This is a genomic window from Kineococcus sp. NPDC059986 (assembly GCF_040702905.1).
Classification (GTDB): Bacteria; Actinomycetota; Actinomycetes; order Actinomycetales; family Kineococcaceae; genus Kineococcus.
In genome coordinates, this window is record NZ_JBFBND010000023.1 from 45,135 (window position 1) to 68,665 (window position 23,531).

17 protein-coding genes and 1 tRNA gene are annotated in these 23,531 nt (G+C 71.1%); 4 read left to right on the forward strand and 14 right to left on the reverse strand.

Features of this window, described 5'->3' with window-relative positions; all coding sequences use genetic code 11:
* Positions 1-83: 83 nt before the first annotated feature.
* Positions 84-1,235 (reverse strand): multiple monosaccharide ABC transporter substrate-binding protein, encoded by a 1,152-nt coding sequence (gene chvE, locus AB0637_RS16865; RefSeq protein WP_366173661.1) that lies wholly within the window; start codon positions 1,233-1,235, stop codon positions 84-86.
* A gap of 334 nt (positions 1,236-1,569) precedes the next feature.
* On the opposite strand from chvE, the gene AB0637_RS16870 reads away from it, so the two are divergent.
* A complete protein-coding gene (locus AB0637_RS16870; RefSeq protein WP_366173662.1) occupies positions 1,570-2,613 on the forward strand; it encodes a LacI family DNA-binding transcriptional regulator in 1,044 nt (347 codons plus the stop codon).
* 115 nt (positions 2,614-2,728) lie between these two features.
* Here the strand turns inward: AB0637_RS16870 and rpsA are convergent, their stop codons facing one another.
* Positions 2,729-4,252 carry a 30S ribosomal protein S1 gene (gene rpsA, locus AB0637_RS16875; RefSeq protein ID WP_366173663.1) on the reverse strand — a complete coding sequence of 508 codons (1,524 nt, stop codon included), beginning with the start codon at positions 4,250-4,252 and terminating at the stop codon, positions 2,729-2,731.
* Between the two features lie 199 nt (positions 4,253-4,451).
* Here rpsA and AB0637_RS16880 point away from each other — a divergent pair, with 199 nt between their 5' ends.
* Entirely contained in the window at positions 4,452-5,267 is an 816-nt protein-coding gene (locus tag AB0637_RS16880) for a class I SAM-dependent methyltransferase (protein ID WP_366173665.1), read from the forward strand.
* Between the two features lie 16 nt (positions 5,268-5,283).
* Here the strand turns inward: AB0637_RS16880 and AB0637_RS16885 are convergent, their stop codons facing one another.
* The 9 genes from AB0637_RS16885 to AB0637_RS16925 form a co-directional block, all read right to left on the reverse strand.
* Positions 5,284-5,517 (reverse strand): DUF4287 domain-containing protein, encoded by a 234-nt coding sequence (locus AB0637_RS16885; RefSeq protein WP_366173666.1) that lies wholly within the window; start codon positions 5,515-5,517, stop codon positions 5,284-5,286.
* Entirely contained in the window at positions 5,517-8,324 is a 2,808-nt protein-coding gene (gene polA / locus AB0637_RS16890) for a DNA polymerase I (RefSeq protein WP_366173667.1), read from the reverse strand. The genes AB0637_RS16885 and polA overlap by 1 nt, the downstream gene beginning before the upstream one ends.
* Before the next feature lie 50 nt (positions 8,325-8,374).
* Positions 8,375-8,962, reverse strand: a complete 588-nt coding sequence (locus AB0637_RS16895) for a GNAT family N-acetyltransferase (protein ID WP_366173668.1) — start codon at positions 8,960-8,962, stop codon at positions 8,375-8,377.
* A 288-nt stretch (positions 8,963-9,250) separates the two neighbouring features.
* Positions 9,251-9,994, reverse strand: a complete 744-nt coding sequence (locus AB0637_RS16900) for an ABC transporter ATP-binding protein (RefSeq protein WP_366173670.1) — start codon at positions 9,992-9,994, stop codon at positions 9,251-9,253.
* Entirely contained in the window at positions 9,991-10,833 is an 843-nt protein-coding gene (locus tag AB0637_RS16905; protein WP_366173671.1) for an ABC transporter ATP-binding protein, read from the reverse strand. Before AB0637_RS16905 ends, AB0637_RS16900 begins: the two co-directional genes overlap by 4 nt.
* A complete protein-coding gene (locus AB0637_RS16910; RefSeq protein WP_366173672.1) occupies positions 10,826-11,980 on the reverse strand; it encodes a branched-chain amino acid ABC transporter permease in 1,155 nt (384 codons plus the stop codon). Before AB0637_RS16910 ends, AB0637_RS16905 begins: the two co-directional genes overlap by 8 nt.
* Positions 11,977-12,966 (reverse strand): branched-chain amino acid ABC transporter permease, encoded by a 990-nt coding sequence (locus AB0637_RS16915; protein ID WP_366173673.1) that lies wholly within the window; start codon positions 12,964-12,966, stop codon positions 11,977-11,979. The genes AB0637_RS16910 and AB0637_RS16915 overlap by 4 nt, the downstream gene beginning before the upstream one ends.
* A gap of 76 nt (positions 12,967-13,042) precedes the next feature.
* Positions 13,043-14,221, reverse strand: a complete 1,179-nt coding sequence (locus tag AB0637_RS16920) for a branched-chain amino acid ABC transporter substrate-binding protein (RefSeq protein WP_366173674.1) — start codon at positions 14,219-14,221, stop codon at positions 13,043-13,045.
* Between the two features lie 283 nt (positions 14,222-14,504).
* The gene (locus AB0637_RS16925; RefSeq protein ID WP_366173675.1) at positions 14,505-15,122 is read right to left on the reverse strand and encodes a response regulator; all 618 of its coding nucleotides are present in this window, start codon (positions 15,120-15,122) and stop codon (positions 14,505-14,507) included.
* Between the two features lie 109 nt (positions 15,123-15,231).
* Here AB0637_RS16925 and AB0637_RS16930 point away from each other — a divergent pair.
* Positions 15,232-15,305 (forward strand) — tRNA-Leu (locus tag AB0637_RS16930).
* Between the two features lie 61 nt (positions 15,306-15,366).
* On the opposite strand, the gene pyk is transcribed toward AB0637_RS16930, so the two are convergent.
* Positions 15,367-16,806, reverse strand: coding sequence for a pyruvate kinase (pyk, locus tag AB0637_RS16935; protein WP_366173676.1), 1,440 nt, complete (start codon positions 16,804-16,806; stop codon positions 15,367-15,369).
* A 145-nt stretch (positions 16,807-16,951) separates the two neighbouring features.
* Between pyk and AB0637_RS16940 the strand changes: the two genes are divergently transcribed.
* Entirely contained in the window at positions 16,952-17,374 is a 423-nt protein-coding gene (locus tag AB0637_RS16940; protein WP_366173678.1) for a hypothetical protein, read from the forward strand.
* Positions 17,375-17,443: 69 nt separating this feature from the next.
* On the opposite strand, the gene AB0637_RS16945 is transcribed toward AB0637_RS16940, so the two are convergent.
* Both AB0637_RS16945 and gltB read right to left on the reverse strand, forming a co-directional pair.
* Positions 17,444-18,901 (reverse strand): glutamate synthase subunit beta, encoded by a 1,458-nt coding sequence (locus AB0637_RS16945; protein WP_366173679.1) that lies wholly within the window; start codon positions 18,899-18,901, stop codon positions 17,444-17,446.
* Positions 18,894-23,501 (reverse strand): glutamate synthase large subunit, encoded by a 4,608-nt coding sequence (gene gltB, locus AB0637_RS16950; protein WP_366173680.1) that lies wholly within the window; start codon positions 23,499-23,501, stop codon positions 18,894-18,896. Before gltB ends, AB0637_RS16945 begins: the two co-directional genes overlap by 8 nt.
* Positions 23,502-23,531: the final 30 nt, after the last annotated feature.

The following is a 23,531-nucleotide window of genomic DNA, read 5'->3' on the forward strand; positions in this document are numbered from 1 at the left end:
TCGTCGTGTTCGGGAGTTTCTCGCTGGACCGCACGAACCCCGCCCCGGGTCCGTGAGGACCCGGGGCGGGGACGGGGAAGAGGTCAGCTGGCCTTGCCGGCGTCGACCTCGGCCTGCGTGTAGTAGCCGGTGTCGACGAGGGCGCTCTTGACGTTGTCCTTCGTGACGACCTGCGACTCCAGGAGGTACGACGGCACGACCTTCACGCCGTTGTTGTACGTCTTGGTGTCGTTGGCCTCGGGCTCCTTGCCCTCGACCAGCGCGGTCGCCGCGACGACGGCCTGGTCGGCGAGCTTGCGGGTGTCCTTGAAGATCGTCGAGTACTGCACGCCGTCGTTGATGAGCTTGACGGAGGCGATCTCGGCGTCCTGACCGGTGATGACCGGCATCTTGGTGCCCGAACCGCCGTACCCGGCGTTCTGCAGCGCGGTGATGATGCCGCGGGAGATGCCGTCGTAGGGCGACAGGACGCCGTCGACCTTGCTGCCGTCGTTGTACGCGGAGGTGAGCAGGTCCTCCATGCGCTTCTGCGCGGTCTCCTGCTGCCAGCGCAGGATGGCGGCCTGGTCGATCTTCGTCTGGCCGGACTTGACCTTGAGCTTGCCGGAGTCGATGTACGGCTTGAGCGTGTCGTACGCGCCGTTCCAGAAGAACTGGGCGTTGTTGTCGTCCAACGAACCGGCGAACAGCTCGACGTTGAACGGACCGGTGGCGGTGCCCTCGGAACCGTCGGCGTTCTTCAGGCCGAGACCGGTCAGCAGCGAGGTGCCCTGCTGCACACCGACCTTGTAGTTGTCGAACGAGACGTAGAAGTCGACGTCCTTCGAACCGCGGATGAGGCGGTCGTAGGAGATGACCTTGATGCCGGCCGAGGCCGCGGAGGACAGCTGGCTCGAGAGCGCGGTGCCGTCGATCGCCGCGACGATGAGGACCTTGTCGCCCTTGGTGATCATCTGGTCGATCTGCTGCGACTGGGTCGGGATGTCGTCGTTGGCGTACTGGAGGTCGACCTTGTAGCCGGCCTTCTCCAGACCCTCCTTGACGTTCTTGCCGTCCGCGATCCAGCGCTCGGACGTCTGGGTCGGCATCGCGACACCGACGGTGATGTCACCCTTGTCGGCGGGAGCGCTGCTGCTGGCCCCGTCGGCACCGGTTCCGGCGCCGCCACCGCCGCAGGCGGCGAGGGTCAGGGCCAGGCCGGCACCGAAGACGGCAAGGGCACTGCGGCGTTTCATCACGGCGGGACTCCTCTGTACCTCGTGAACCCGCGCGGCGTCCGGCCGCGTCGGGATGGGGATGTGCGCCGTGGTGGCGCGGTTCCTGGCAGGTGGGAGTCGAGCTTCCTCGTCTCGTCGGCCACCAGCAGGTCGATCGGATGTCCCCATTGTTAGCGTTGCCAATCGGGGCCGTCAAGCGGATCACCCGGTTGCACCCAGGTTGCGCGCAGGCGGCTGTGCCCTCGGGTTCCTGGGTTACTCTGCTGGCGCGAGGACGGTGCGACGCTCCCTCGCCACCCGTCCACCGCCCGTCCTCGCCGCCGAGGGCAGGCCTGCAGGAAGTGGGACTCCCATGTCCGCCGACCGCGACGAGCGGGGCAGCAGCCCCGACGCGGAAGCGCGCGTCCCGGTCCTGGCCGACGTCGCGCAACTGGCCGGCGTGTCCCAGCAGACCGTGTCCCGCGTGGTGCGCGGCAGCCCGTCGGTGGCGCGGCGCACCCGCGAACGCGTCGAGGCGGCGATCGCCGAGGTCGGGTACCGCCCGAACGTCGCCGCCCGCACGCTCGTCACGAAGCGTTCGCACCGCATCGGCGTCGTCGCCGCCAACCCCGCCCTCTACGGGGCGGCCATGACCCTGCAGGGGATCCAGGAGGCGGCCCGGGCCACGGGGTACTCCGTCTCCCTCGTCATGCTCCCCGAGCTCACGACGTCCAGCGTCCAGGAGGCCCTCGAGGACCTGCGCGCGCAGTTCGTCGACGGGGCGATCGCCGTCGTGCCCGAGGACGAGGCCCAGGACGCGGTGAGCGCGGTCGACGCGGCCTTCCCGTGCGTGCTGGCCCCCGGCCTCGACGGGGCCGGAGTCGCCGACGCCTACTGGGCCGAGGTCGCCGCGGCGCGTGCCGCGACCGAGCACCTGCTCGACCTCGGGCACCGGACCGTCCACCACCTCGGCGGTCCGACCGACTGGGCCGAGTCCCGTGCCCGGTCCACCGGCTGGCGCACGGCTCTCGTGGAGCGGATGCGCGTCGTGCCCCGCCCCGTGCGCGGCGACTGGAGCGCCGCCTCGGGCCACGCGGCTCTCCTGCAGTTGCCGCTGGAGGAGGTCACCGCCCTCTTCGCGGCCAACGACGCCATGGCCGTCGGCGCCCTGAGCGCATTGGCGGGCAAGGGGTTGCGCGTCCCGGACGACGTGTCCGTCGTCGGCTTCGACGACGTGCCCGAGGCCGCCTACTACGCGCCTCCCCTGACGACGGTGCACCAGGACTTCGCCGAGATCGGCCGGCGGTGCGTGCGCGTGCTGCTGGGGCGGCTGCGGGACCGCGTCGTCGAAGCGGGCAGCGTCAGCCCCCAGCTCGTCGTGCGGTCCAGCACCGCTCCCCCACCCGTCCTGCGCTGAGCGACCCACCACCCCCTGCGGTGGACCGCACCGCGCAGTGGACGCACGAAGGCCCCGACCGGGGAACCGGTCGGGGCCTTCGCGTCAGCTCAGCGGAGCTCTGGGGCGGTCAGCCTCAGTTGCCGCCGGTCAGCTTCTCGCGCAGAGCGGCGAGAGCCTCGTCGGACGCGAGCGTACCCGCGGCCTCGGGGGCCTCCGAGGTGTAGGACGACGGAGCCGACGAGCTGCTGCTGCTGCTCGAGGACGAGCTGCTGCTGCTGCTCGAGGTCGTCGTGGTGACACCCTCGGCTTCGGCCTTCGCCTCGGCCTCGGCGGCCTCGGCGACCTGCTTCTTGTGCTGCTCCCAGCGCTCGTGGGCGAGGGCGTACTGCCCTTCCCACTCCTCGCGCTGGGACTCGTAGCCCTCGAGCCACTCGTTCGTCTCGGGGTCGAAGCCCTCGGGGTACTTGTAGTTCCCCTGCTCGTCGTAGTCCGCGGCCATGCCGTAGAGCGACGGGTCGAACTCTTCGCCGGCGGCGGCGAGGGACTCGGTGGCCTGCTTCAGCGACAGCGAGATCCGACGACGCTCGAGGTCGATGTCGATGACCTTGACGAAGATGTCGCTGTTGACCTGGACGACCTGCTCCGGCACCTCGACGTGGCGCTCGGCCAGCTCGGAGATGTGGACCAGGCCCTCGATGCCGTCGTCGACGCGCACGAACGCACCGAACGGGACGAGCTTGGTGACCTTGCCCGGCACGACCTGACCGATCGCGTGGGTCCGGGCGAACTGCTGCCACGGGTCTTCCTGGGTCGCCTTGAGCGACAGGGACACGCGCTCGCGGTCCATGTCGACGTCCAGGACCTCGACCGTGACCTCCTGGCCGACCTCGACGACCTCGGAGGGGTGGTCGATGTGCTTCCAGGACAGTTCGGAGACGTGCACCAGGCCGTCGACGCCGCCGAGGTCCACGAACGCACCGAAGTTGACGATCGAGGAGACGACGCCGGAACGGACCTGACCCTTCTGCAGGGTCGTGAGGAAGTTCTGGCGGACCGCGGACTGGGTCTGCTCGAGCCAGGCACGGCGGGACAGGACCACGTTGTTGCGGTTCTTGTCCAGCTCGATGATCTTGGCTTCGATCTTCTGGCCCACGTACGGCTGCAGGTCGCGGACGCGACGCATCTCGACCAGCGACGCGGGCAGGAAGCCACGGAGGCCGATGTCGAGGATGAGCCCACCCTTGACGACCTCGATGACGGTGCCCTCGACGACCTCGTCGGCTTCCTTCTTGGCCTCGATCGTGCCCCAGGCGCGCTCGTACTGAGCGCGCTTCTTGGACAGGATCAGGCGGCCTTCCTTGTCCTCCTTCTGGAGGACCAGGGCCTCGACCTCGTCGCCGACGCCCACGACCTCGTTGGGGTCGACGTCGTGCTTGATCGAGAGCTCGCGCGAGGGGATGACGCCCTCGGTCTTGTAACCGATGTCGAGGAGGACCTCGTCACGGTCGACCTTCACGATGGTGCCGGAGACGATGTCACCGTCGTTGAAGTACTTGATGGTCGCGTCGACCGCGGCAAGGAAGTCCTCAGCCGATCCGATGTCGTTGATCGCGATCTGAGGAGTGGTGCCCGCCGGCGCGGTCGTGGTGGTCGTCATGGAGGTAGGGGCTCCGTCAGGGACAGTCGTAGGTGCACGTCCGGGGGTTCCCGGCCGTCACGCGCGGCCTCGGGACCTTCGAGCTCCGGGAGGAACACCGGTGGGACCACTGGACGCGCGCTGTCCAAGACTACCGGGGAGGCCCGGGACGGGCAAAGCACCCCCGGCCCCGGCCCGGCGCGACTGACAGGATCACCGCGTGGACCCGGACCAGACCCCCCAGCCGAGCGTCGGCCGCCGCGCCGTCGGAGCCGTGGAGACCGTTGCGGCGCAACGGTCCTGGTGGGACGCCGAGGCCCCGGAGTACCACCGGGAGCACGGCGCCTTCCTGGGCGACGCCCGTCCGGGCTCGGACCTGGTGTGGGGACCGGACGGCCTGCGGGAGGCCGAGGCCCGGCTGCTGGGCGACCTGGCCGGCCGTGACGTCCTGGAGGTCGGGGCCGGGGCCGCGCAGTGCGCGCGCTGGGTGGCCGCCCACGGCGCCCGCGTCGTGGCGACCGACCTGTCGCTCGGGATGCTGCGCGAGGGCGCCGGACCGGCCCGCGCGGCGGGGGTGCCGCTCGTCCAGTGCGACGCCCGGGTGCTGCCGTTCCCGGACGCCGCCTTCGACGTCGTGTTCACGTCCTACGGGGCGCTGCCGTTCGTCGCCGACGCGGGACGCGTCCTGGCCGAGGCCGCCCGCGTCCTGCGCCCGGGCGGCCGGTTCGCGGCGAGCGTGCCGCACCCCGTCCGGTGGGCGCTGCCGGACGTGCCCGGTCCGGAGGGGCTGACGGTCACGCACTCCTACTTCGACCGCAACGCCTACGTCGAGGCCGACGAGCACGGGACCGTCACCTACGCCGAGCACCACCGCACCGTCGGGGACTGGGTGCGCCTGCTGGTCGGCGCGGGTCTCGTCGTGCGCGACCTCGTCGAACCGGAGTGGCAGTCCGGCGACGCCGTGTGGGGCGGCTGGAGCCGGCTGCGCGGGGAACTGGTCCCCGGCACGCTCGTGCTCGTCGCCGACCGCGCCTGACGGCGGTCCGGTCCCCTCAGCCGTCGTCCTCGGCCCGCGTCGCGGCGACGAGGGCGTTCGCGTGGCCGTGACCGAGGCCGTGCTCGGTCTTCAGCCACGCCACCTGCTCGGAGTGCCGCACGCCCGGGTGCCGGACGCGGTGCTCCCGCAGGAGGGCCTGCCACTCCGCCACCGGCCGGCCGTAGGTCCGCTCGATCGAGGGGAAGTAGGAGGCCGGTCCCCTGACCGACCCGCCCTCGGGGGCGCCCATCAGTGGCCCGCCTCGTGCCAGGACCGCCCGACCCCGACGGAGACGTCGAGCGGCACGGCGAGGTCGGCCGCCCCGGCCATCGTCGAGCGCACCAGCTGCTCCAGCGGTTCGCGCTCGCCGTCGGCCACCTCGAGCACGAGCTCGTCGTGGACCTGCAGCAGCAGGCGCGAGCGCAGGCCGGACTCGCGCAGGCCGCGGTCGAGGTCGAGCATCGCGACCTTGATGATGTCGGCGGCACTGCCCTGGATGGGGGCGTTGAGCGCCATCCGCTCGGCCATCTCGCGGCGCTGCCGGTTGTCGCTGGCGAGGTCGGGCAGGTAGCGGCGCCGGCCGAGGATCGTCTCGGTCCAGCCCGTCCGCCGGGCCTCGTCGACGACACCGCGCAGGTAGTCGCGCACGCCGCCGAACCGCTCGAAGTACTCGTCCATGAGGCCCTTGGCCTCCTCGGTCGAGATCTTCAGCTGGTTCGACAACCCGAACGCCGACAGGCCGTACGCGAGGCCGTAGGACATCGCCTTGATCTTGGCCCGCATCTCGGACGTCACGTCCGCGGGGGCCACGCCGAAGACGCGACTGCCGACGAACCGGTGCAGGTCCTCACCGGAGTGGAAGGCCGCGATGAGGCCCTCGTCCCCCGACAGGTGCGCCATGATCCGCATCTCGATCTGGGAGTAGTCGGCCGTCAGGAGGCACTCGTAGCCCCCGTCGGCGCTGCCCGGGCCGACGACGAAGGCCTCGCGGATGCGGCGGCCCTCCTCAGTGCGGATCGGGATGTTCTGCAGGTTCGGGTCGGTCGAGCTGAGCCGGCCCGTCGCCGCGATCATCTGCTGGTAGGTCGTGTGGATGCGGCCGTCGTCGGCCACGGACTTCTGCAGCCCCTCGACCGTCTGGCGCAGCCGCGAGGCGTCGCGGTGCTCCAGGAGGTGGGCCAGGAACGGGTGCTCGGTCTTGACGAAGAGCGCGGCGAGGGCGTCGGCGTCGGTCGTGTAGCCCGTCTTGGTGCGCTTGGTCTTCGGCATCTCCAGCTGCTCGAACAGGACGGTCTGCAGCTGCTTGGGCGATCCGAGGTTGATCTCGGTGCCGATGACCTCGTACGCCTGGGCCTGCGCCTGCGCGACCCGGTCGGCGAAGTGCTGCTCGAGGTCGCCGAGCAGACCGGTGTCGACGGCCACGCCGACGCGTTCCTGCCGCGCCAGGACGCCGACCAGCGGCAATTCGACCTCGGCCAGCAGCCGGGTACCGCCTCGCTCCTCCAGCTCGGTGGCGAGGACGCCGGCGAGCTCGGTGGTGGCCAGGGCCCGGACCATGCCCTCCTCGGCGCGCGCCTGCTGGTCACCGCCGACCGGGCCGTCGCCGCCGTCGAGGGTCAGCTGCTCGTCCGCCGGCTCCTCCGGTTGGACCGGACCGGAACCCTCCGCGCGCAGTTCGCGCTTGAGGTGCCGGACCGCGAGGTCGGCCAGGTCGTAGCTGCGCTGGTCGGGCCGGCACAGGTAGGCCGCCAGGGCGGTGTCGAAGACGACCCCCGCGAGGTCCCAGCCGCGGGCGCGCAGCGCGTGCGAGGGACCCTTGACGTCGTGCGCGACCTTGGGGCGGTCGGCGTCGGCCAGCCACGCCGCCAGCGCCTGCTCGTCGGCCGGTTCGAGCGTCACGGGGTCGATCCAGGCCGCGACGCCGTCGGCGCCGGCCAGCGCGAGGCCGGTCACCTCACCCGTCCCCCGACCCCACTCGCCCTGGACGTGCAGCCCGGTGCGACCCCCCGCGTGCTCGGTCAGCCACGGTCCGACCTCCCCGGCGAGCAGGACGGCACCGTCGACGCCGAACCCCTCCTCGGCCTCCGGTTCGGCGGACTCGAGGGTCGCGAAGAGCCGGTCGCGCAGGACGCGGAACTCCAGGCCGTCGAAGACGGTGTGCACCTCCTCGCGGTCCCAGGCACGACGCACGAGGTCCGGCACGTCCACGTCCAGCGCGAGGTCGCCGACGAGCGCGTTGAGGCGACGGTTGCGGATGACGCCGTCGAGGTGGGCGCGCAGGTTCTCCCCCGCCTTGCCCTTGACCAGGTCGGCGTTGGCGATGACCCCGTCGAGGCCGTCGTAGGCGGTGATCCACTTCGCGGCCGTCTTGGCACCCACCCCCGGGATGCCCGGGAGGTTGTCCGACGTCTCACCGACGAGGGCGGCCAGTTCGGGGTAGCGCTCCGGCGGGACGCCGTACTTCTCCTCGACGGCCTCGGGCGTCATGCGCGTCAGCTCGGAGACCCCGCGGACCGGGTACAGCACCGTGACCTCGGGCCGCACGAGCTGGAAGGCGTCCCGGTCCCCCGACGAGATGAGCACCTCGAACCCCTGCGCCACAGCGCGTTCGGTGAGGGTCGCGATGACGTCGTCGGCCTCGTACCCCTCGACCTCCACCACGGGGACGCGCAGCGCGGCCAGGACCTCCTTGACGAGGTCGACCTGCCCGCGGAACTCGTCCGGGCTCTTGGCCCGGGTGCCCTTGTACTCGGCGTAGACCTCGGTGCGGAAGGAGGCGCGGGAGACGTCGAAGGTGACGGCGAAGTGCGTCGGCTCCTCGTCCCGCAGGAGGTTGATGAGCATCGACGTGAACCCGTACACCGCGTTCGTCGGCTGGCCCGTCGTGGTGGAGAAGTTCTGCACCGGCAGGGCGTAGAAGGCCCGGTAGGCCATCGAGTGCCCGTCGATGAGCAGCAGCCGCGGCTTCGTCGGCGCGGCCTTCGCCGGGGACTTCGCGGCGGTCCTCTTGGCGGTGGGGCGGGCCGGGCTGGTCGTGCGGGATGCGGCGGGGGTCACGTCGGTCAGGGTAGTCAGCCCCTCCGACACGACCCCACGCCAGCGGTCCGTCAGCTGGCGGTCGGCACCTTCAGGCCCTCCGCCGAGCGGGCGAGCCGGGCCCGCAGCGACCGCCGCCGGGCGACGACGTCGGTCGTGTGGACGGCGGCGGCCGGACCGTCGGAGAGCCGGCGGCGCAGGACCGACAGGGAGACCGCGCGGCGGACCACGACGGGTGCGAAGCCGAGGCGGGCCAGGTAGCGCGTGTAGTCGCGGTCGCCGGGGAGCACCGTGCAGGCGATCTGGTCGGCGCCCTCGCTCTCGGCGACGTGCACGGCGCGACGCAGCAAGGCCCGGCCGACGCCGCGACGGCGCAGGCTCGGGACGACGTGCAGGTGCTCGATGCTCGGCCCGGCGCAGTTGCCCAGCGGCAGCAGCGGGGACGTCGTCAGGAGGGCGTACCCGGCCGGCTCGGCCCCGCAGAAGGCGAGGAGCACCCGCACCTCCCCGCTGGCCAGGGAGCGGACGAGGCGGGCGCGGACGCTCTCGACGGAGGCGCGCAGCTGGGCCTGGTCGAAGCGGGCGGAGGCGTACAGCTCCATGAGGACGTCGACGTCAGCGGTACCGGCGTCGCGCACTTCGACTGCAGGACGAGCCACGGGTGGATCCCCTTCCGCGCGGCGCACCTCACGGTGCGCTCGACGAAGCAGACCGGGCCCCCGCTCCGGTGGTCCCCTCGTAGGAGAGGGCGACTGCGCCGGACACTAGGGCACCGTGGCCCCCGGCGGAAGATCCCACCGCGATCGGATCGTGACCTTCACTCGGTGTGGCGAACGCTCCACAGCCTGCCACCTCTCGCCCCCACGCCAGAGGGGTCGCTGACGCATCGCACCGGACCTACCGGCGCTGCGCGTCAACGACCCCCCAGCGGGCTGTCGAGGGAGCCGCTAGACGTCGCCGCCGAGGTAGGCGGCGCGGATGGAGTCGTCCGCGGCGAGCTCGGCGCCGGTCCCGGAGCGCACCACGGTGCCGGTCTCCAGCACGTAGGCGACGTCGGAGATGCGCAGGGCCTGCGCGGCGTTCTGCTCCACCAGCAGGACGGTGGTCCCCTGCTGGTTGATCTCCACGATGATCGAGAAGATCTGCTGGATGAGCTTGGGCGCGAGACCCATGGACGGCTCGTCCAGCAGCAGCACCCGGGGCCGGCTCATGAGGGCCCGGCCGATGGCGAGCATCTGCTGCTCGCCGCCCGACATCGTCCCGGCGAACTGCGTCCGTCGCTCCAGGAGGCGCGGGAACAGCGTGAAGACCCGGTCCAGGTCCTGCTTGTACGCCGCCGTGCGGCGGTCCTTGCGGGTGTAGGCGCCCATGTCGAGGTTCTCCTCGACCGTCATCCCCACGAAGGTCCCGCGGCCCTCGGGGGCCTGGCACAGCCCGCGCGTGACGAGCTTGTGCGAGGGGACCTTGGTGATGTCCTCCCCCTCGAACACGATCGAGCCGGTCCGGACCGTGCGCAGCCCGGACACCGTCTTGAGCGTCGTCGTCTTGCCCGCGCCGTTGGCCCCGATCAGCGTCGCGATCGCGCCCTGGGGCACCGAGAACGAGACGTTGCGGATGGCCTCGATCCGGCCGTAGTTGACGCTCAGGTCGGTGACAACCAGCTGCTCGGCCGCCTGTGCCGGTGCGCTCACAGTTCCTCGTCCTCTGCGGAGAGCTGGTCGTCGTCGACGCCGAGGTAGGCGGCGATGACGGCCGGGTCGTTGCGGATGTCGGCGGGCAGGCCCTCGGCGATCTTCTTGCCGAACTCCAGCACCACGATGCGGTCGGTGACGCCCATGACCAGGCGCATGTCGTGCTCGATGAGCAGGACGGTGTTGCCGAGGTCGCGGACCCGGCGGATCAGGTCCATGAGCCGCTGCTTCTCCACGGGGTTGAACCCCGCGGCGGGTTCGTCCAGGCACAGCAGCTTGGGCTTGGTGGCCAGTGCCCGGGCGATCTCGAGCCGGCGCTGCTCGCCGTAGGACAGGTTGCGCGCCAGGTCGTCCCCGCGGTGCCCCAGCTCCATCATCTCGAGCAGTTCCTCGGCCAGCGCGTGCCCCTCACGGGTCTCGCGCCGGTGCCGCGGCAGCCGGAACAGCGAGTTCACGACCCCGGACCGGTGGTGCGAGTCCGCTCCGACGAGCACGTTCTCGCGCGCCGTCATGTTGCCGAACAACCGGATGTTCTGGAACGTGCGGGCGATGCCGAGCCGGTTGATCTGGTAGCGCTTCCGCCGCCCCAGCGGCTGGCCGTCGAAGACGACCCGCCCCTCGGTGGGCTGGTAGACGCCGGTGAGGGCGTTGAAGCACGTCGTCTTCCCGGCCCCGTTGGGACCGATCAACCCCAGGATCTCGCCCTGGCGGATGTCGAAGGAGACGTCGTTGAGCGCGACGACCCCACCGAACCGCAGGGTGACGTTCTCCATGGTCAGCAGGGGCGGGCCGAACTCGCGGGGAGCGGCGGCCGCGGTGCCCTCGGTCAGTTCAGGCACGAGCGGCCTCCTCGGTCCCTTCGAGTCGCTTGGTCACGGCGTCGGCGCGCTTGGCGCGCCGGGCACGGCGCGGGGGCAGCAGCCCTTGCGGGCGGAAGTTGGCCAGCAGCAGCAGGAGCAGCCCGAAGACCACGATGCGGAAGTCCGCGAAGTCTCGGAACCGCTCCGGCAGGTAGGCCACGACGACACCGCCGGCGATGGCACCCCAGCGGTTGCCCTGCCCGCCGATGACGACGGCGGCGAGGAACATCATCGACAGTTGGATCATGAACGAGTCGGGGTTGATCGCCCCGATGCGACTGGCGTACAGCGCACCGGACAACCCGCCGACGAACGCCCCCATGGCGAACGCGAGCAGCTTGAAGCGGAAGGTGGGGACGCCGTTGAGCTCGGCGGCCTCCTCGTCTTCGCGCGTCGCCTCCCAGGCCCGGCCGACGCGGCTGGCCTGCAGCAGCTTGTCCGCGAAGATCACGATGATGATGACGATGAGCGAGAGCCAGTAGTAGGGCACCGCGTCGAGCAGTCCGAACTTCAGGAACACCGAGCGCGCGCCCTCGCCGAGGTCGACCTTGGCCGTCGCGCCGTCCCACAGGAGACTGGGTAGGCCGAACAGCTCGGCGGACGGCGGGCGCGGAATGCCGGTGATGCCACGCGCCTGGTTCAGCCACTCCGAGTTCAGCGCGGTGATGCGGATGATTTCGCCGAACCCGAGCGTGACGATGGCGAGGTAGTCGCCACGGACACGCAGCGTGGGCGCCCCCAGCAGCAGACCGCTGGCCGTGGAGATCGTGACGGCCATGATGATGAGGACGAACCAGTTCACCTGGCCGTGCAGGGAGCCGAACACGCCGACCGTGTAGGCCCCGATCGCGTAGAACCCCACGTACCCGAGGTCCAGCAGGCCGGCGTACCCCAGCACGATGTTCAGGCCCAGGGCCACGAGGGCGTAGTTGGCGACGGTGGCGAGCACCGCCCCGAACTCGGCGTCCGGGGTCGAGACGATCGGCAGGTTCAGCAGCGGCAGGACGAAGAAGAAGACGGCGATCGCGACCCAGACGAGGATCTGGACCGGCCGGGGCAGCTCGACCCAACGGTCGGCGAAGGACCGGCGGGCCGGGGCCTTCGTGGTGGCGGTGTGGGTGCTCATGCGCGGGCCTTCCCGAGGGACTCACCGAGGATGCCGGTGGGGCGGAACAGCAGGACCACGACGAGCAGCAGGAACGACACGACGTCCTTCCAGGAGGACTCCAGCCCGAACAACGTGGCGTAGTTCTCCACGAGCCCCAGGACGAGACCGCCGACGAGCGCGCCGCGAATGTTCCCGATGCCGCCGAGGACCGCCGCCGTGAACGCCTTGATCCCGAGGATGAAGCCGACGTTGTACCGGGTCACCGGGATGTGGATGAGGTACAGGACCGCCGCCGCACCGGCCATGAGACCGCCGATGAAGAACGTCAGCTGGACGACCTGCTTCTGGTTGACCCCCATGAGCGCTGCCGCCTCGGGGTCCTGGGACACCGCGCGGACCCCGCGCCCCAGCCGCGACCGGGACACGAACTGGTCCAGCGCGATCATCATGAGGACGGCGCCGACGAGGACGATGAGCTGGTTGCTGCGGATCTCGAACCCGCCGGCCGACAGCACCGTCACGTTCGGCAACGGGTTGACGAAGGCGGTGTTCTCACGAGCCTGCCGGAGGTACGGGGCCAGCACACCGTCGAGCCCCACCCATCCGGCGACTCGATCACGCAGCCCCATGAGCTCGGACAACATGAACGAGGCGCCGATCGCGGAGATGAGGGCCACCAGGGGCGGCGCCTTCTTCTCCCGCAGGCGGCGGTAGGCGACGCGCTCCACGACGAGCGCTACACCACCGCTGACGGCCATGGCCACGACCAGGGCGACGAGGAGGAGGCCGACGGCCGCCGGCCAGGCCATGTTCGGCCGGGACCCGAGGAACGTCATGGCCCAGACGGCACCGAAGCTGCCCCACATGAAGACTTCGGAGTGGGCGAAGTTGATGAGCCGTAGGACGCCGTAGACAAGCGTGTAGCCGAGCGCGAACAGGGCGTAGATCGCGCCGATCACCAGACCCGTGAAGGTCAGGTCGAGGAACGTGGACAGGGGAACCACCCGGTGTGAGGTGAACTGACGGGGAGGGGACGTGGGACGGCCCCACCCGCCGGGGGCGGATGGGGCCGTCAGAGGGTCAGGAGTTGATCTCCTGGTCGGCCACGATCTTGCCGCCGTCGACCTTGTAGGCCCAGACGCTGACCGAGCTCGGCTCGCCCTTGTCGTCGAACTTCAGCTGCTTCGTCACGCCCGGCTTGTCGTAGGTCTTGACGTAGGACAGCAGGTCCTCGCGGGTGACCTTGCCCTCGGAGATCCCGTCGAGCAGGATCTTCGCGGCGTCGTAGCCCTCGGCCGAGTACGTCGCCGGCGCCGTGTTGTACGCCTTGGTGTAGTCCTCGACGAAGGAACCCTCGGCCTTGTCCGGCGGCAGGCACGGGCAGGTCAGGTACGCGCCGTTGGCGGCGTCCGTGCCGGCGGCCGTGACGAGGCCGTCGTCCTTGGCGCCGTCGTCGCTGATGAAGGCGACCTGGTCGTTGGACAGGCCCGCGTCGCGCATCTGCTTGACCAGCAGACCGGCCTCGGCGTAGTACCCGCCGAAGAACACCGCGTCCGCCCCCGAGGCGCGGATGTCGGCCACGACGGCGGAGAAGTCCGTCTGGCCCTTCTGGACGGTGTTGTCCTTGACGTCGGCCGCACCGAGGTCCTTGCGGACGATGTCCGCCAGACCCTTGCCGTACTCGGAGGAGTCGTCGACGACGTAGACCTTCTGCTTCTTCAGCGTGCCGGTGATGAACTTCGCGGCGGCCGGGCCCTGCGTGGCGTCGTTGCCCAGGACACGGAAGAACGTCTTCCACCCGTTCTCGGCCAGCGACGGGTTCGTGGCGGAGGGGGTGATGTGCACCAGGTTCACCTCGGGGTCTGCGAAGACCTTGTCGGCGACCTTGGACTCGCCGGAGAACGCGGGGCCGACGATGCCGACCAGCTTCGTGTTGCTCGCGGCCTTCTGCGCCAGACCCTGCGCCTGGTTCTGGTCGCCCTGCGAGTCATAGGGCTCGAGCTTGACCTGGCACGCGCCGGACTTCTGGTTGTGCTGGTCGACGGCGAGCTTCACGCCGTTGTCGATGTTCACACCGAGGTTGGCGTCCGGGCCGGTGAGGGCACCGAAGAAACCGATGCTGATGCCGTCCGGGCAGCTGCCGCCGGACGAACCGGCGCTCGACCCCGACGACGTGTCGTCCCCACCGGTGGTGCCGCACGCGGCGAGCAGGAGGGCGGCCGCCGCGGCGGGGGCCGCGAGTTTGACGATGGAGCGCACTGGGCTTGTCCTCCTGGAGGAGAGGGCACGAGACCACGCGCCACGGCGCGCGTTCCCGTCAGCGCCACCCGGGAGCGGTGGAGCCGTGGTGAACACTAGGGGGCGTCCGGCGCGTTCGGGTGGATTCGGTGCGCGACTTCATCGGGTCGTTACACAGATCGGCCACTGGAGAACCTCTGAACTGCGCAGATGGACCGCCTCAGCACGCTCCGGAAGCGCACCGGGACGACGACGGCCCCGCACCGACGTGGGTGCGGGGCCGTCGCGGAGCGGTGGGGCCGGGTCAGCCGCGGTCGTCGCCCGCACTGATGACGGTGTTGGCGACCTCGCGCATGGTGAGGCGCTTGTCCATCGACGTCTTCTGGATCCAGCGGAACGCCTCGGGTTCGGTCATGCCGAACTGGGTCTGCAGCTTGGACTTCGCGCGGTCGACGAGCTTGCGCGTCTCGAAGCGGTCGGCGAGGTCGGCCACCTCGTCCTCGAGCGCCATGATCTGCTGGTAGCGGCTCACCGCGATCTCCACGGCGGGCAGCAGGTCGGCCGACGTGAACGGCTTCACGACGTAGGCCATCGCCCCGGCGTCGCGGGCGCGCTCGACGAGTTCGGCCTGCGAGAACGCGGTGAGGAGCACGACGGGGGCGATGCGCGCCTTGGCGATGCGCTCCGCCGCGGAGATGCCGTCCAGGACGGGCATCTTGATGTCCATGACCACGAGGTCGGGCTTGTGCTCCTCGGCGAGGGCGACGGCCTGCTCGCCGTCCCCGGCCTGACCCACGACGTCGTAGCCGGCCTCGGTGAGCATCTCGACGATGTCGAGACGGATGATGGCCTCGTCCTCCGCGACGACCACCCGACGAGTGGTCGTGGCGGAAGCGGCGGTGGTGTCGGCAGTGTTCGTCACGCGGGCATCCTAGTCGGTGGCCGTCCTGGCGCACACCGCCCTACTACTCCTCGTCGTCCCAGGGGCGGCACCGACGACTGCCCCGGTCCTTGTAGGGTGATCCGCACGCGCCCTGGTAGCCCAACCGGCAGAGGCAATCGACTCAAACTCGATCCAGTGTGGGTTCGAATCCCACCCAGGGCACCGAGCACGACGACGAAGAGCCCCGGAGCACCAGCTCCGGGGCTCTTCGCGTGTCCAGGGGTCAGGCGTAGGCGCTGGAGACCCCGGCGGTCGCGTCGCCGATGCGGTGCACGCGCACGGCGTTCGTCGACCCGACGATCCCGGGCGGGGCGCCGGCGACGATGACGACGAGGTCGCCGACGGCGCACGCGCCCATCTCCTGCAGGCGGCGGTCGACCTCCTTGACCATCTCGTCGGTCGTGGAGATGAACGCGGCGTACTGCGAGTTCACGCCCCACGACAGTGCCAGGCGGCGGCGCGTCGTCTCCTCGGCCGTGAAGGCCACGAGGGGGATCTCCGCGCGCAGGCGCGAGAGGCGGCGCGCGGAGTCGCCGGACTGGGTGAAGGTGACGAGCAGCTTCGCGTCGAGCTGCTTGCCGATCTCCGAGGCCGCCAGCGTGATGGCGCCGCCCTTGGTGTGCGGGACGGTGCCCAGGGCCGCGATGCGGTCCGCGCCGTGGGTCTCGGTGTTCTCGATGATGCGGGCCATCGTCCGCACCGCCTCGAACGCGAAGGCACCGACGCTCGTCTCACCCGAGAGCATGAGCGCGTCGGCGCCGTCGAGGACGGCGTTGGCGCAGTCGGAGGCCTCGGCGCGCGTCGGGCGCGGCGCGGTGATCATCGACTCGAGCATCTGGGTCGCGACGATGACCGGCTTGGCCTGGCGGCGGGCCAGCTCGATGGCGCGCTTCTGGACGAGCGGCACCTCCTCGAGCGGCAGCTCCACACCGAGGTCGCCACGGGCGACCATGATCCCGTCGAAGGCCGCGACGACCTCGCGGAGGTTCTCCACGGCCTGCGGCTTCTCGACCTTGGCGATGACGGGGACGGTGATGCCCTCCTCGTCCATGATCGCGTGCACGTCGTCCGCGTCGGCCGCCGAGCGGACGAAGGACAGGGCGATCATGTCGACCCCGAGGCGGAGGGCGAAGCGGAGGTCCTCGACGTCCTTCTCCGACAGCGCGGGCACGCTGACGGCCACGCCGGGCAGGTTGATGCCCTTGTTGTTGCTGACGGGCCCAGGGACCGTGACCTTCGTGACGACGCGGGGGCCGTCGAGGGCGGTGACCTCGAGGCCGACCTTGCCGTCGTCGATGAGGATCCGGTCCCCCACCCCGACGTCACCCGTCAGGCCCTTGTAGGTCGTGGAGCACACGTCCTTGGTGCCGACGACGTCCTCGGTGGTGATCGTGAAGACGTCACCGACGGCGAGGGCGTGCGGGCCGTCGGCGAACTTCCCCAGGCGGATCTTCGGACCCTGCAGGTCCGCGAGGATGGCGACGGACCGCCCGGTGGCCTCGGCGGCGGCGCGCACCCCCTCGAAGTTCGCCCGGTGGTCGTCGTGCGAGCCGTGGCTCAAGTTCAACCGGGCGACGTCCATCCCGGCGTCCACCAGTGACCGCAACCCTTCGGGACCGGCCACAGCGGGCCCGAGGGTGCAGACGATCTTCGCTCTGCGCATGCCCCGACCCTATTGCGCCCGGGCCCGCTCCCGGTGCGCGGGGCACGCCGAACCTCCGACGGTCACCGGATCGTCACCCGCGAGCCGCCCACCGGAGGGGGTGGCCCGACGTGCGCGGCCCTGCCGCCCCCACCACCATGACGGCGTGAGCACGCACGAACCGCAGCACGACGACAGCCGGCCGCCGGCGCAGGACCTCGACTTCGAGCACGAGGTCGACGACATGACCCAGGAGTCCCTCGACCACGAGTACGCCGTCTACGTGCGGTTGCACGACGTGGGCGACTGGCCGCAGGACGCCCTCGCCGGGCTGCTCGCGGACCTGCACGCGGCGCACCCCCGCCTCGAGCGGGCCCTCGCGGACGCCCCGGAGCACGACCCGCGCCGCGACGTCGTCATCAGCGTCGACGGAGACGGCCTGGACGCGGAGGGGGCCGCCCAGCACGCCCTGGGGCGTGTCACCGCCGCCGCGTCGGCCCGCGGGCTCACCGGGCACGGCGCCGAGGTCACGGTGCTGTCGGACGAGGCCGTGTGGACCTACGACCGCGACGAGGTCGCCCGCTGGTAGGCGCCCCAGCACCGGACGCAGGAGGGGGTGGGCACCGGCCGGTGCCCACCCCCTCCTGCGTCGGTCCGCTCAGGCGGTCAACGGCACCGCGTCGGCACGGATGGGCGACGGCAGTGCCGTGTCGCCCATGAGGAACTCGTCGACGGCCGCGGCGCACGCCCGGCCTTCGGCGATGGCCCAGACGATGAGCGACTGCCCGCGCCCGGCGTCGCCGGCGACGAAGACGCCCGGCGTCCCCGTCGCGTAGCCCGGCGTGCGGGTGAAGCGCGTCCGCGCGTCCGCCTCCAGGCCCAGCTGCCCGACGAGGCCGCCGTGCTCGGGGCCCGCGAAGCCGATCGCCAGCAGCACGAGCTGGGCCGGGATGTCGTGCTCGGTCCCCTCGACGGGCGTCCAGACGCCGTCGACCTTCGTCACCTCGACGAGGCGCAGGCCGCTGACGCGGCCGTCCTCGCCGACGAAGGCCCGCGTGGAGGCCGAGAACTTCCGCTGCCCGCCCTCCTCGTGGGAGGAGGACACCGAGAAGACCTTCGGCATGGTCGGCCACGGTTCGTGCTCGGGCCGGTCCTCGGGCGCCATCGGGTAGATGTCGAGCTGCGTGACGGACTTCGCGCCCTGGCGCAGCGCCGTGCCGTAGCAGTCCGACCCGGTGTCGCCGCCGCCGATGACGACGACGTCGAGCCCTTGAGCATCGATGTACTCCGCCGGGGGCTCCTGGCCCACGGCCACCCGGTTCGTGGGGGGCAGGTACTCCATGGCCTGGTGGATGCCGACCAGGTCGCGACCGGGCAGCTCCACCTCGCGCCACTGGGTGGCGCCCGTGGCGACGACGACCGCGTCGAAGCGCTCGCGCAGCTGCTCGCCCGTGATGTCCGCGCCGATGTCCACGCCGGCGCGGAACCGGGTGCCCTCGGCCTCCATCTGCGCGAGGCGGCGGTCGAGGACGGCGCGCTCCATCTTGAACTCGGGGATGCCGTAGCGCATGAGCCCGCCGATCGCGTCGTCCCGCTCGTAGACGACGACGGTGTGCCCGGACCGCGTGAGCTGCTGGGCGGCGGCGAGACCGGCCGGGCCGGAACCCACGACCGCGACCGTCTTGCCCGTGAGGCGCTCGGGCACCTGCGGGGTGATCCAGCCCGCCTCGGCGGCGTTCTCGGCGATCATCACCTCGACCTGCTTGATGGTGACCGGCGGCTGGTTGATGCCGAGGACGCACGCCGACTCGCACGGAGCCGGGCACAGCTTCCCGGTGAACTCCGGGAAGTTGTTGGTGGCGTGCAGTCGCTCGATGGCCTCGCGCATGTCACCGCGGCTGACCAGGTCGTTCCACTCGGGGATGAGGTTCCCCAGCGGACACGCGCTGTGGCAGAACGGGATGCCGCAGTCCATGCAGCGACCGGCCTGGCGCTGCAACTGCTGCTGGTCCTGCTTCTCGTACACCTCGCGCCAGTCCATCAGGCGCAGCGGGACGGGACGGCGGGGCGGCAGTTCCCGCTCGCGGACCTTCAGGAACCCCCGGGGGTCAACCATGCGAAGCCTCCATGATGCGGGTGAGCACGGCGTCGGAGTCCGGTTCCAGACCGTCGGAGACGGCCTGGGCGCGGACCTCGAGCACACGGGCGTAGTCCCGCGGGACGATCGTCGAGAAGCGCTGCCGCGCAGCCCCCCAGTCGGAGAGGAGCTTCGCGGCGACGGTGGAGTCGGTGTTGTCGCGGTGCTCGACCAGCAGGCGGTGGACCCGCGCGGCGGCCTCGTCGTCCAGCGGGACGACGTCGACCATGTCGCGGTTGACGCGGGACTCCTTGAGGTCGAGCACGTGGGCGAAACCGCCCGACATGCCCGCGGCGACGTTGCGGCCGACGCGGCCGAGGACGACGACCTCGCCACCGGTCATGTACTCCAGGGCGTGGTCGCCCACCCCCTCGACCACGGCGGTGGCGCCGGAGTTGCGGACGCAGAACCTTTCGCCCACCTCACCACGCAGGAAGAGCTTGCCGCTGGTGGCGCCGTAGGCGATGACGTTGCCCGCCACGATGTCGCGGTCGCGCGAGGCCGTCGAGGGGTCGGGCCGCACGACGACCGTGCCCCCGGACAGGCCCTTGCCGACGTAGTCGTTGGCGTCGCCGAGCAGCCGCAGCGTGATGCCGCGAGGCAGGAAGGCGCCGAAGGACTGCCCGGCCGACCCCGTGAGGGTGACGTCGACCGTGCCGTCGGGCAGGCCCTCCTCGCCCCACTTCTTCGTCAGCTCGTGCCCGAGCAGCGTCCCGACGGTGCGGTTGACGTTGCGGACGGGCAGCTCGATGCGCACCGGGGTGCCGCTGACGAGGGCGTCGGCCGCGCGCTCGATGAGGACGTGGTCCAGCGCCTTCTCCAGACCGTGGTCCTGCGTCTGGGAGCGGTACAGCGTCGAACCCTCGGGGCCCTTGGGGGCGTGCAGCACCGGCGACAGGTCGAGCCCGGACGCCTTCCAGTGCGCGACGGCCCGGCGGGTGTCGAGGACCTGGACCTGGCCGACGGCCTCCTCGATCGAGCGGAAGCCGAGCGAGGCGAGCAGTTCGCGCACCTCCTGGGCCACGAACTCGAAGAAGTTCACGACGTACTCGGCCTTGCCGGTGAAGCGTGCGCGCAGCTCGGGGTTCTGCGTCGCGACGCCGACCGGGCAGGTGTCCAGCTGGCAGACGCGCATCATGATGCAGCCCGAGACGACGAGCGGAGCGGTGGCGAAGCCGAACTCCTCCGCGCCGAGCAGCGCGGCGATGACGACGTCGCGGCCCGTCTTGAACTGCCCGTCGACCTGCACGGTGATGCGGTCGCGCAACCCGTTGACGACGAGGGTCTGCTGGGTCTCGGCCAGGCCGAGCTCCCAGGGACCGCCGGCGTGCTTGAGGCTCGTCAGCGGGGCGGCACCGGTCCCGCCGTCGGCCCCGGAGATGAGGACGACGTCGGCCTTGGCCTTCGACACACCCGTCGCGACCGTGCCGACCCCGACCTCCGAGACCAGCTTCACGTGGACCCGGGCGGCCGGGTTCGCGTTCTTCAGGTCGTGGATGAGCTGGGCGATGTCCTCGATCGAGTAGATGTCGTGGTGCGGCGGCGGCGAGATGAGGCCGACACCGGGCGTGGAGTGCCGCGTCTTGGCGATGTTCGGGTACACCTTGTGGCCCGGCAGCTGCCCGCCCTCACCGGGCTTGGCGCCCTGGGCGACCTTGATCTGCAGGTCGGTGGCCGAGCTGAGGTAGTTGCTCGTGACGCCGAAGCGGCCCGAGGCGATCTGCTTGACCTTCGAGGTGCGCTCGGGGTCGTAGAGGCGCTCGACGTCCTCGCCGCCCTCCCCCGAGTTCGACCGGCCGCCGAGGCGGTTCATCGCGACCGCGAGGACCTCGTGCGCCTCCTGGGAGATGGAGCCGTAGCTCATCGCGCCCGTGGAGAAGCGCTTGACGATCTCGCTGACGGGTTCGACCTCGTCGAGCGGAACCGGTTCGCGGGTGCCCTTCTTCAGCTGCAGCAGACCGCGCAGCGTCATGAGGCGCTCGGACTGCTCGTCGACGCGGGAGGTGTACTTGCGGAACAGGGCCTCGTTGCGCTGCCGGGTGGAGTGCTGCAGCTGGAAGACCGTCTCGGGGTCGAACAGGTGCGGTTCGCCCTCGCGGCGCCACTGGTACTCCCCGCCCGTCTCCAGGCGGCGGTGCGCGCGTTCCTGCCCCTCGACGGGGTAGGCCAGGCGGTGGCGCTGCGCGACCTCCTCGGCGAGCACGTCGAGGCCGACGCCGCCGAGGCGGGACGTGGTGGCCGTGAAGTACTCGTCGACGAGGGTCTGGGACAGGCCGATGGCCTCGAAGACCTGCGCACCGCGGTACGAGGCGACCGTGGAGATGCCCATCTTGGACATGACCTTCAGGACGCCCTTGCCGAGCGCCTTGATGAGGTTCCTCACCGCGGTCTGCGCGTCGACCGTCGTGATGACCTGGTGGCGGACGAGGTCCTCGACCGTCTCCATGGCCAGGTACGGGTTGATGACGGCCGCGCCGTAGCCGATGAGCAGCGCGACGTGGTGCACCTCGCGGACGTCACCGGCCTCGACGACCAGACCGACCTGCGTGCGCAGCTTCTGGCGCACGAGGTGGTGGTGCACGGCCGCGGTGAGCAGCAGCGACGGGATCGGCGCGTACTCGGCGTTGGAGTCGCGGTCGGAGAGCACGACGAAGACGGCGCCGTCGGCGATGGCGCGCGAGACCTCCGCGCGGATCTCCTCGATGCGGCGGGCCAGCTCGGCTCCCCCGCCCGCGACGCGGTACAGGCCCTTGACCACGAGGGTCGTGCGGCCCGGGTTCCGCCGGTCGCGGTCGATGTGGACGATCTTGGCGAGCTCGTCGTTGTCGATGACCGGGAACGGCAGCACGAGCTGGTGGCAGTGCGCCGCCGACTCCGACAGCGCGTTCTGCTGCGGGCCCGTCGTCGTGATGAGCGAGGTGACGAGCTCCTCGCGGATGGCGTCCAGCGGCGGGTTCGTCACCTGCGCGAAGAGCTGGGTGAAGTAGTCGAAGAGCATCCGCGGACGCGTGGACAGCACGGCGAGCGGGGTGTCCGAGCCCATGGAGCCGATCGGCTCGGCGCCGGCGCGGGCCATCGGCGCGAGGATGAGCCGCAGCTCCTCCTCGGTGTATCCGAAGGTCTGCTGGCGACGGGTCACCGAGGCGTGGCTGTGCACGATGTGCTCGCGCGGGGGCAGCTCGTTGAGGTGGACGACGTTCTTCAGCCACTCGCCGTAGGGCTGCGCGGCGGCCAGCTCGGCCTTGATCTCCTCGTCGTCGACGATGCGGCCCTTGGCCGTGTCGACGAGGAACATCTTGCCGGGGGCGACGCGGCCGCGGGCCACGACCGAGGCCGGGTCCAGCTCGAGCACGCCGGCCTCGGAGGCCAGCACGACGAGGCCGTCGTCGGTGACCCAGTACCGCGAGGGGCGCAGCCCGTTGCGGTCCAGGACACCGCCGATGACGGTGCCGTCGGTGAAGGTGAGGTTGGCCGGGCCGTCCCACGGCTCGGAGAACATCGAGTGGAACTCGTAGAAGGCCCGGCGGGCCGGGTCCATCTCGGCGTTGTTCTCCCAGGCCTCCGGGATCATCATCAGCACCGCGTGCGGCAGCGACCGGCCCGCGAGGTGCAGCAGCTCGAGGACCTCGTCGAAGGAGGCCGAGTCGGAGCCCTCGGTGGCGCAGATGGGCCCGAGGCGCTGCACGTCGCCGGGGATGAGCGGGGTGCTCATCGTCGACTCGCGCGCCGCGGTCCAGTTGCGGTTGCCCTTGACCGTGTTGATCTCGCCGTTGTGGGCGATCGTCCGGAAGGGGTGCGCCAGCGGCCAGCTCGGGAACGTGTTCGTCGAGAAGCGCGAGTGGACCAGACCCAGCTCGGACGTGAAGCGCCGGTCGGACAGGTCGGGGAAGAACGGCTCGAGCTGACCGGTCGTGAGCATGCCCTTGTAGACCATGGTCCGGGCCGACAGCGACGGGAAGTACACGCCGAGGTCGCGCTCGGCGAGCTTGCGCAGGACGTAGACGCGGCGGTCGAGGTCGACGCCCCTCTCCAGCGGGCGCAGCCCGTCGGTGCGGGTCGCGACGAAGAGCTGCGCGAAGAACGGCATGCACGCACGGGCCTGGGCCCCCACGAGGTCGGCCGTCACGGGCACGTCGCGCCAGCCGAGGACGTCGAGGCCCTCGGCCTCGGCGATCTCCTCGATGCGGGCGACGGCCTCGGCGCGCTCGGCCTCGTCGACCGGCAGGAAGGCGTTCCCGACGGCGTAGGCGCCCTTGGCGGGCAGCTCGACACCCTGCTCGGCCATCACGGAGCGCAGGAACTCGTCGGGGACCTGGGTGAGGATGCCCGCACCGTCGCCGGTGTTGGCCTCGGCGCCGACGGCTCCGCGGTGGTCGAGGTTGCGCAGGGCCGTGAGGGCGTGCTCGACGATGTCGTGGCCGGCCTCACCGCGCATGGTGGCGACGAAGGCGACGCCGCAGGCGTCCTTCTCGTTCGCGCGGTCGTACAGTCCGGCGTTGTCCGGGAAGCTCGTGAAGGGCAGCGGGCGGACCTGCTGGCCGGGGCGCGACGCAGCGTGGAGGGACGTGTGAGGCGACATGCAGTGCACCGTCCTGAAGAGAGAGGTCCA

Coding starts and splice junctions, on each gene's coding strand:
- chvE (WP_366173661.1), bottom strand. CDS start 1,235: ATGAAACGCCGCAGTGCCCTTGCCGTCTTCGGTGCCGGCCTGGCCCTG.
- AB0637_RS16870 (WP_366173662.1), top strand. CDS start 1,570: ATGTCCGCCGACCGCGACGAGCGGGGCAGCAGCCCCGACGCGGAAGCG.
- rpsA (WP_366173663.1), bottom strand. CDS start 4,252: ATGACGACCACCACGACCGCGCCGGCGGGCACCACTCCTCAGATCGCG.
- AB0637_RS16885 (WP_366173666.1), bottom strand. CDS start 5,517: ATGGGCGCCCCCGAGGGCGGGTCGGTCAGGGGACCGGCCTCCTACTTC.
- AB0637_RS16910 (WP_366173672.1), bottom strand. CDS start 11,980: ATGAGCACCCACACCGCCACCACGAAGGCCCCGGCCCGCCGGTCCTTC.
- pyk (WP_366173676.1), bottom strand. CDS start 16,806: ATGCGCAGAGCGAAGATCGTCTGCACCCTCGGGCCCGCTGTGGCCGGT.
- AB0637_RS16945 (WP_366173679.1), bottom strand. CDS start 18,901: ATGGTTGACCCCCGGGGGTTCCTGAAGGTCCGCGAGCGGGAACTGCCG.
- gltB (WP_366173680.1), bottom strand. CDS start 23,501: ATGTCGCCTCACACGTCCCTCCACGCTGCGTCGCGCCCCGGCCAGCAG.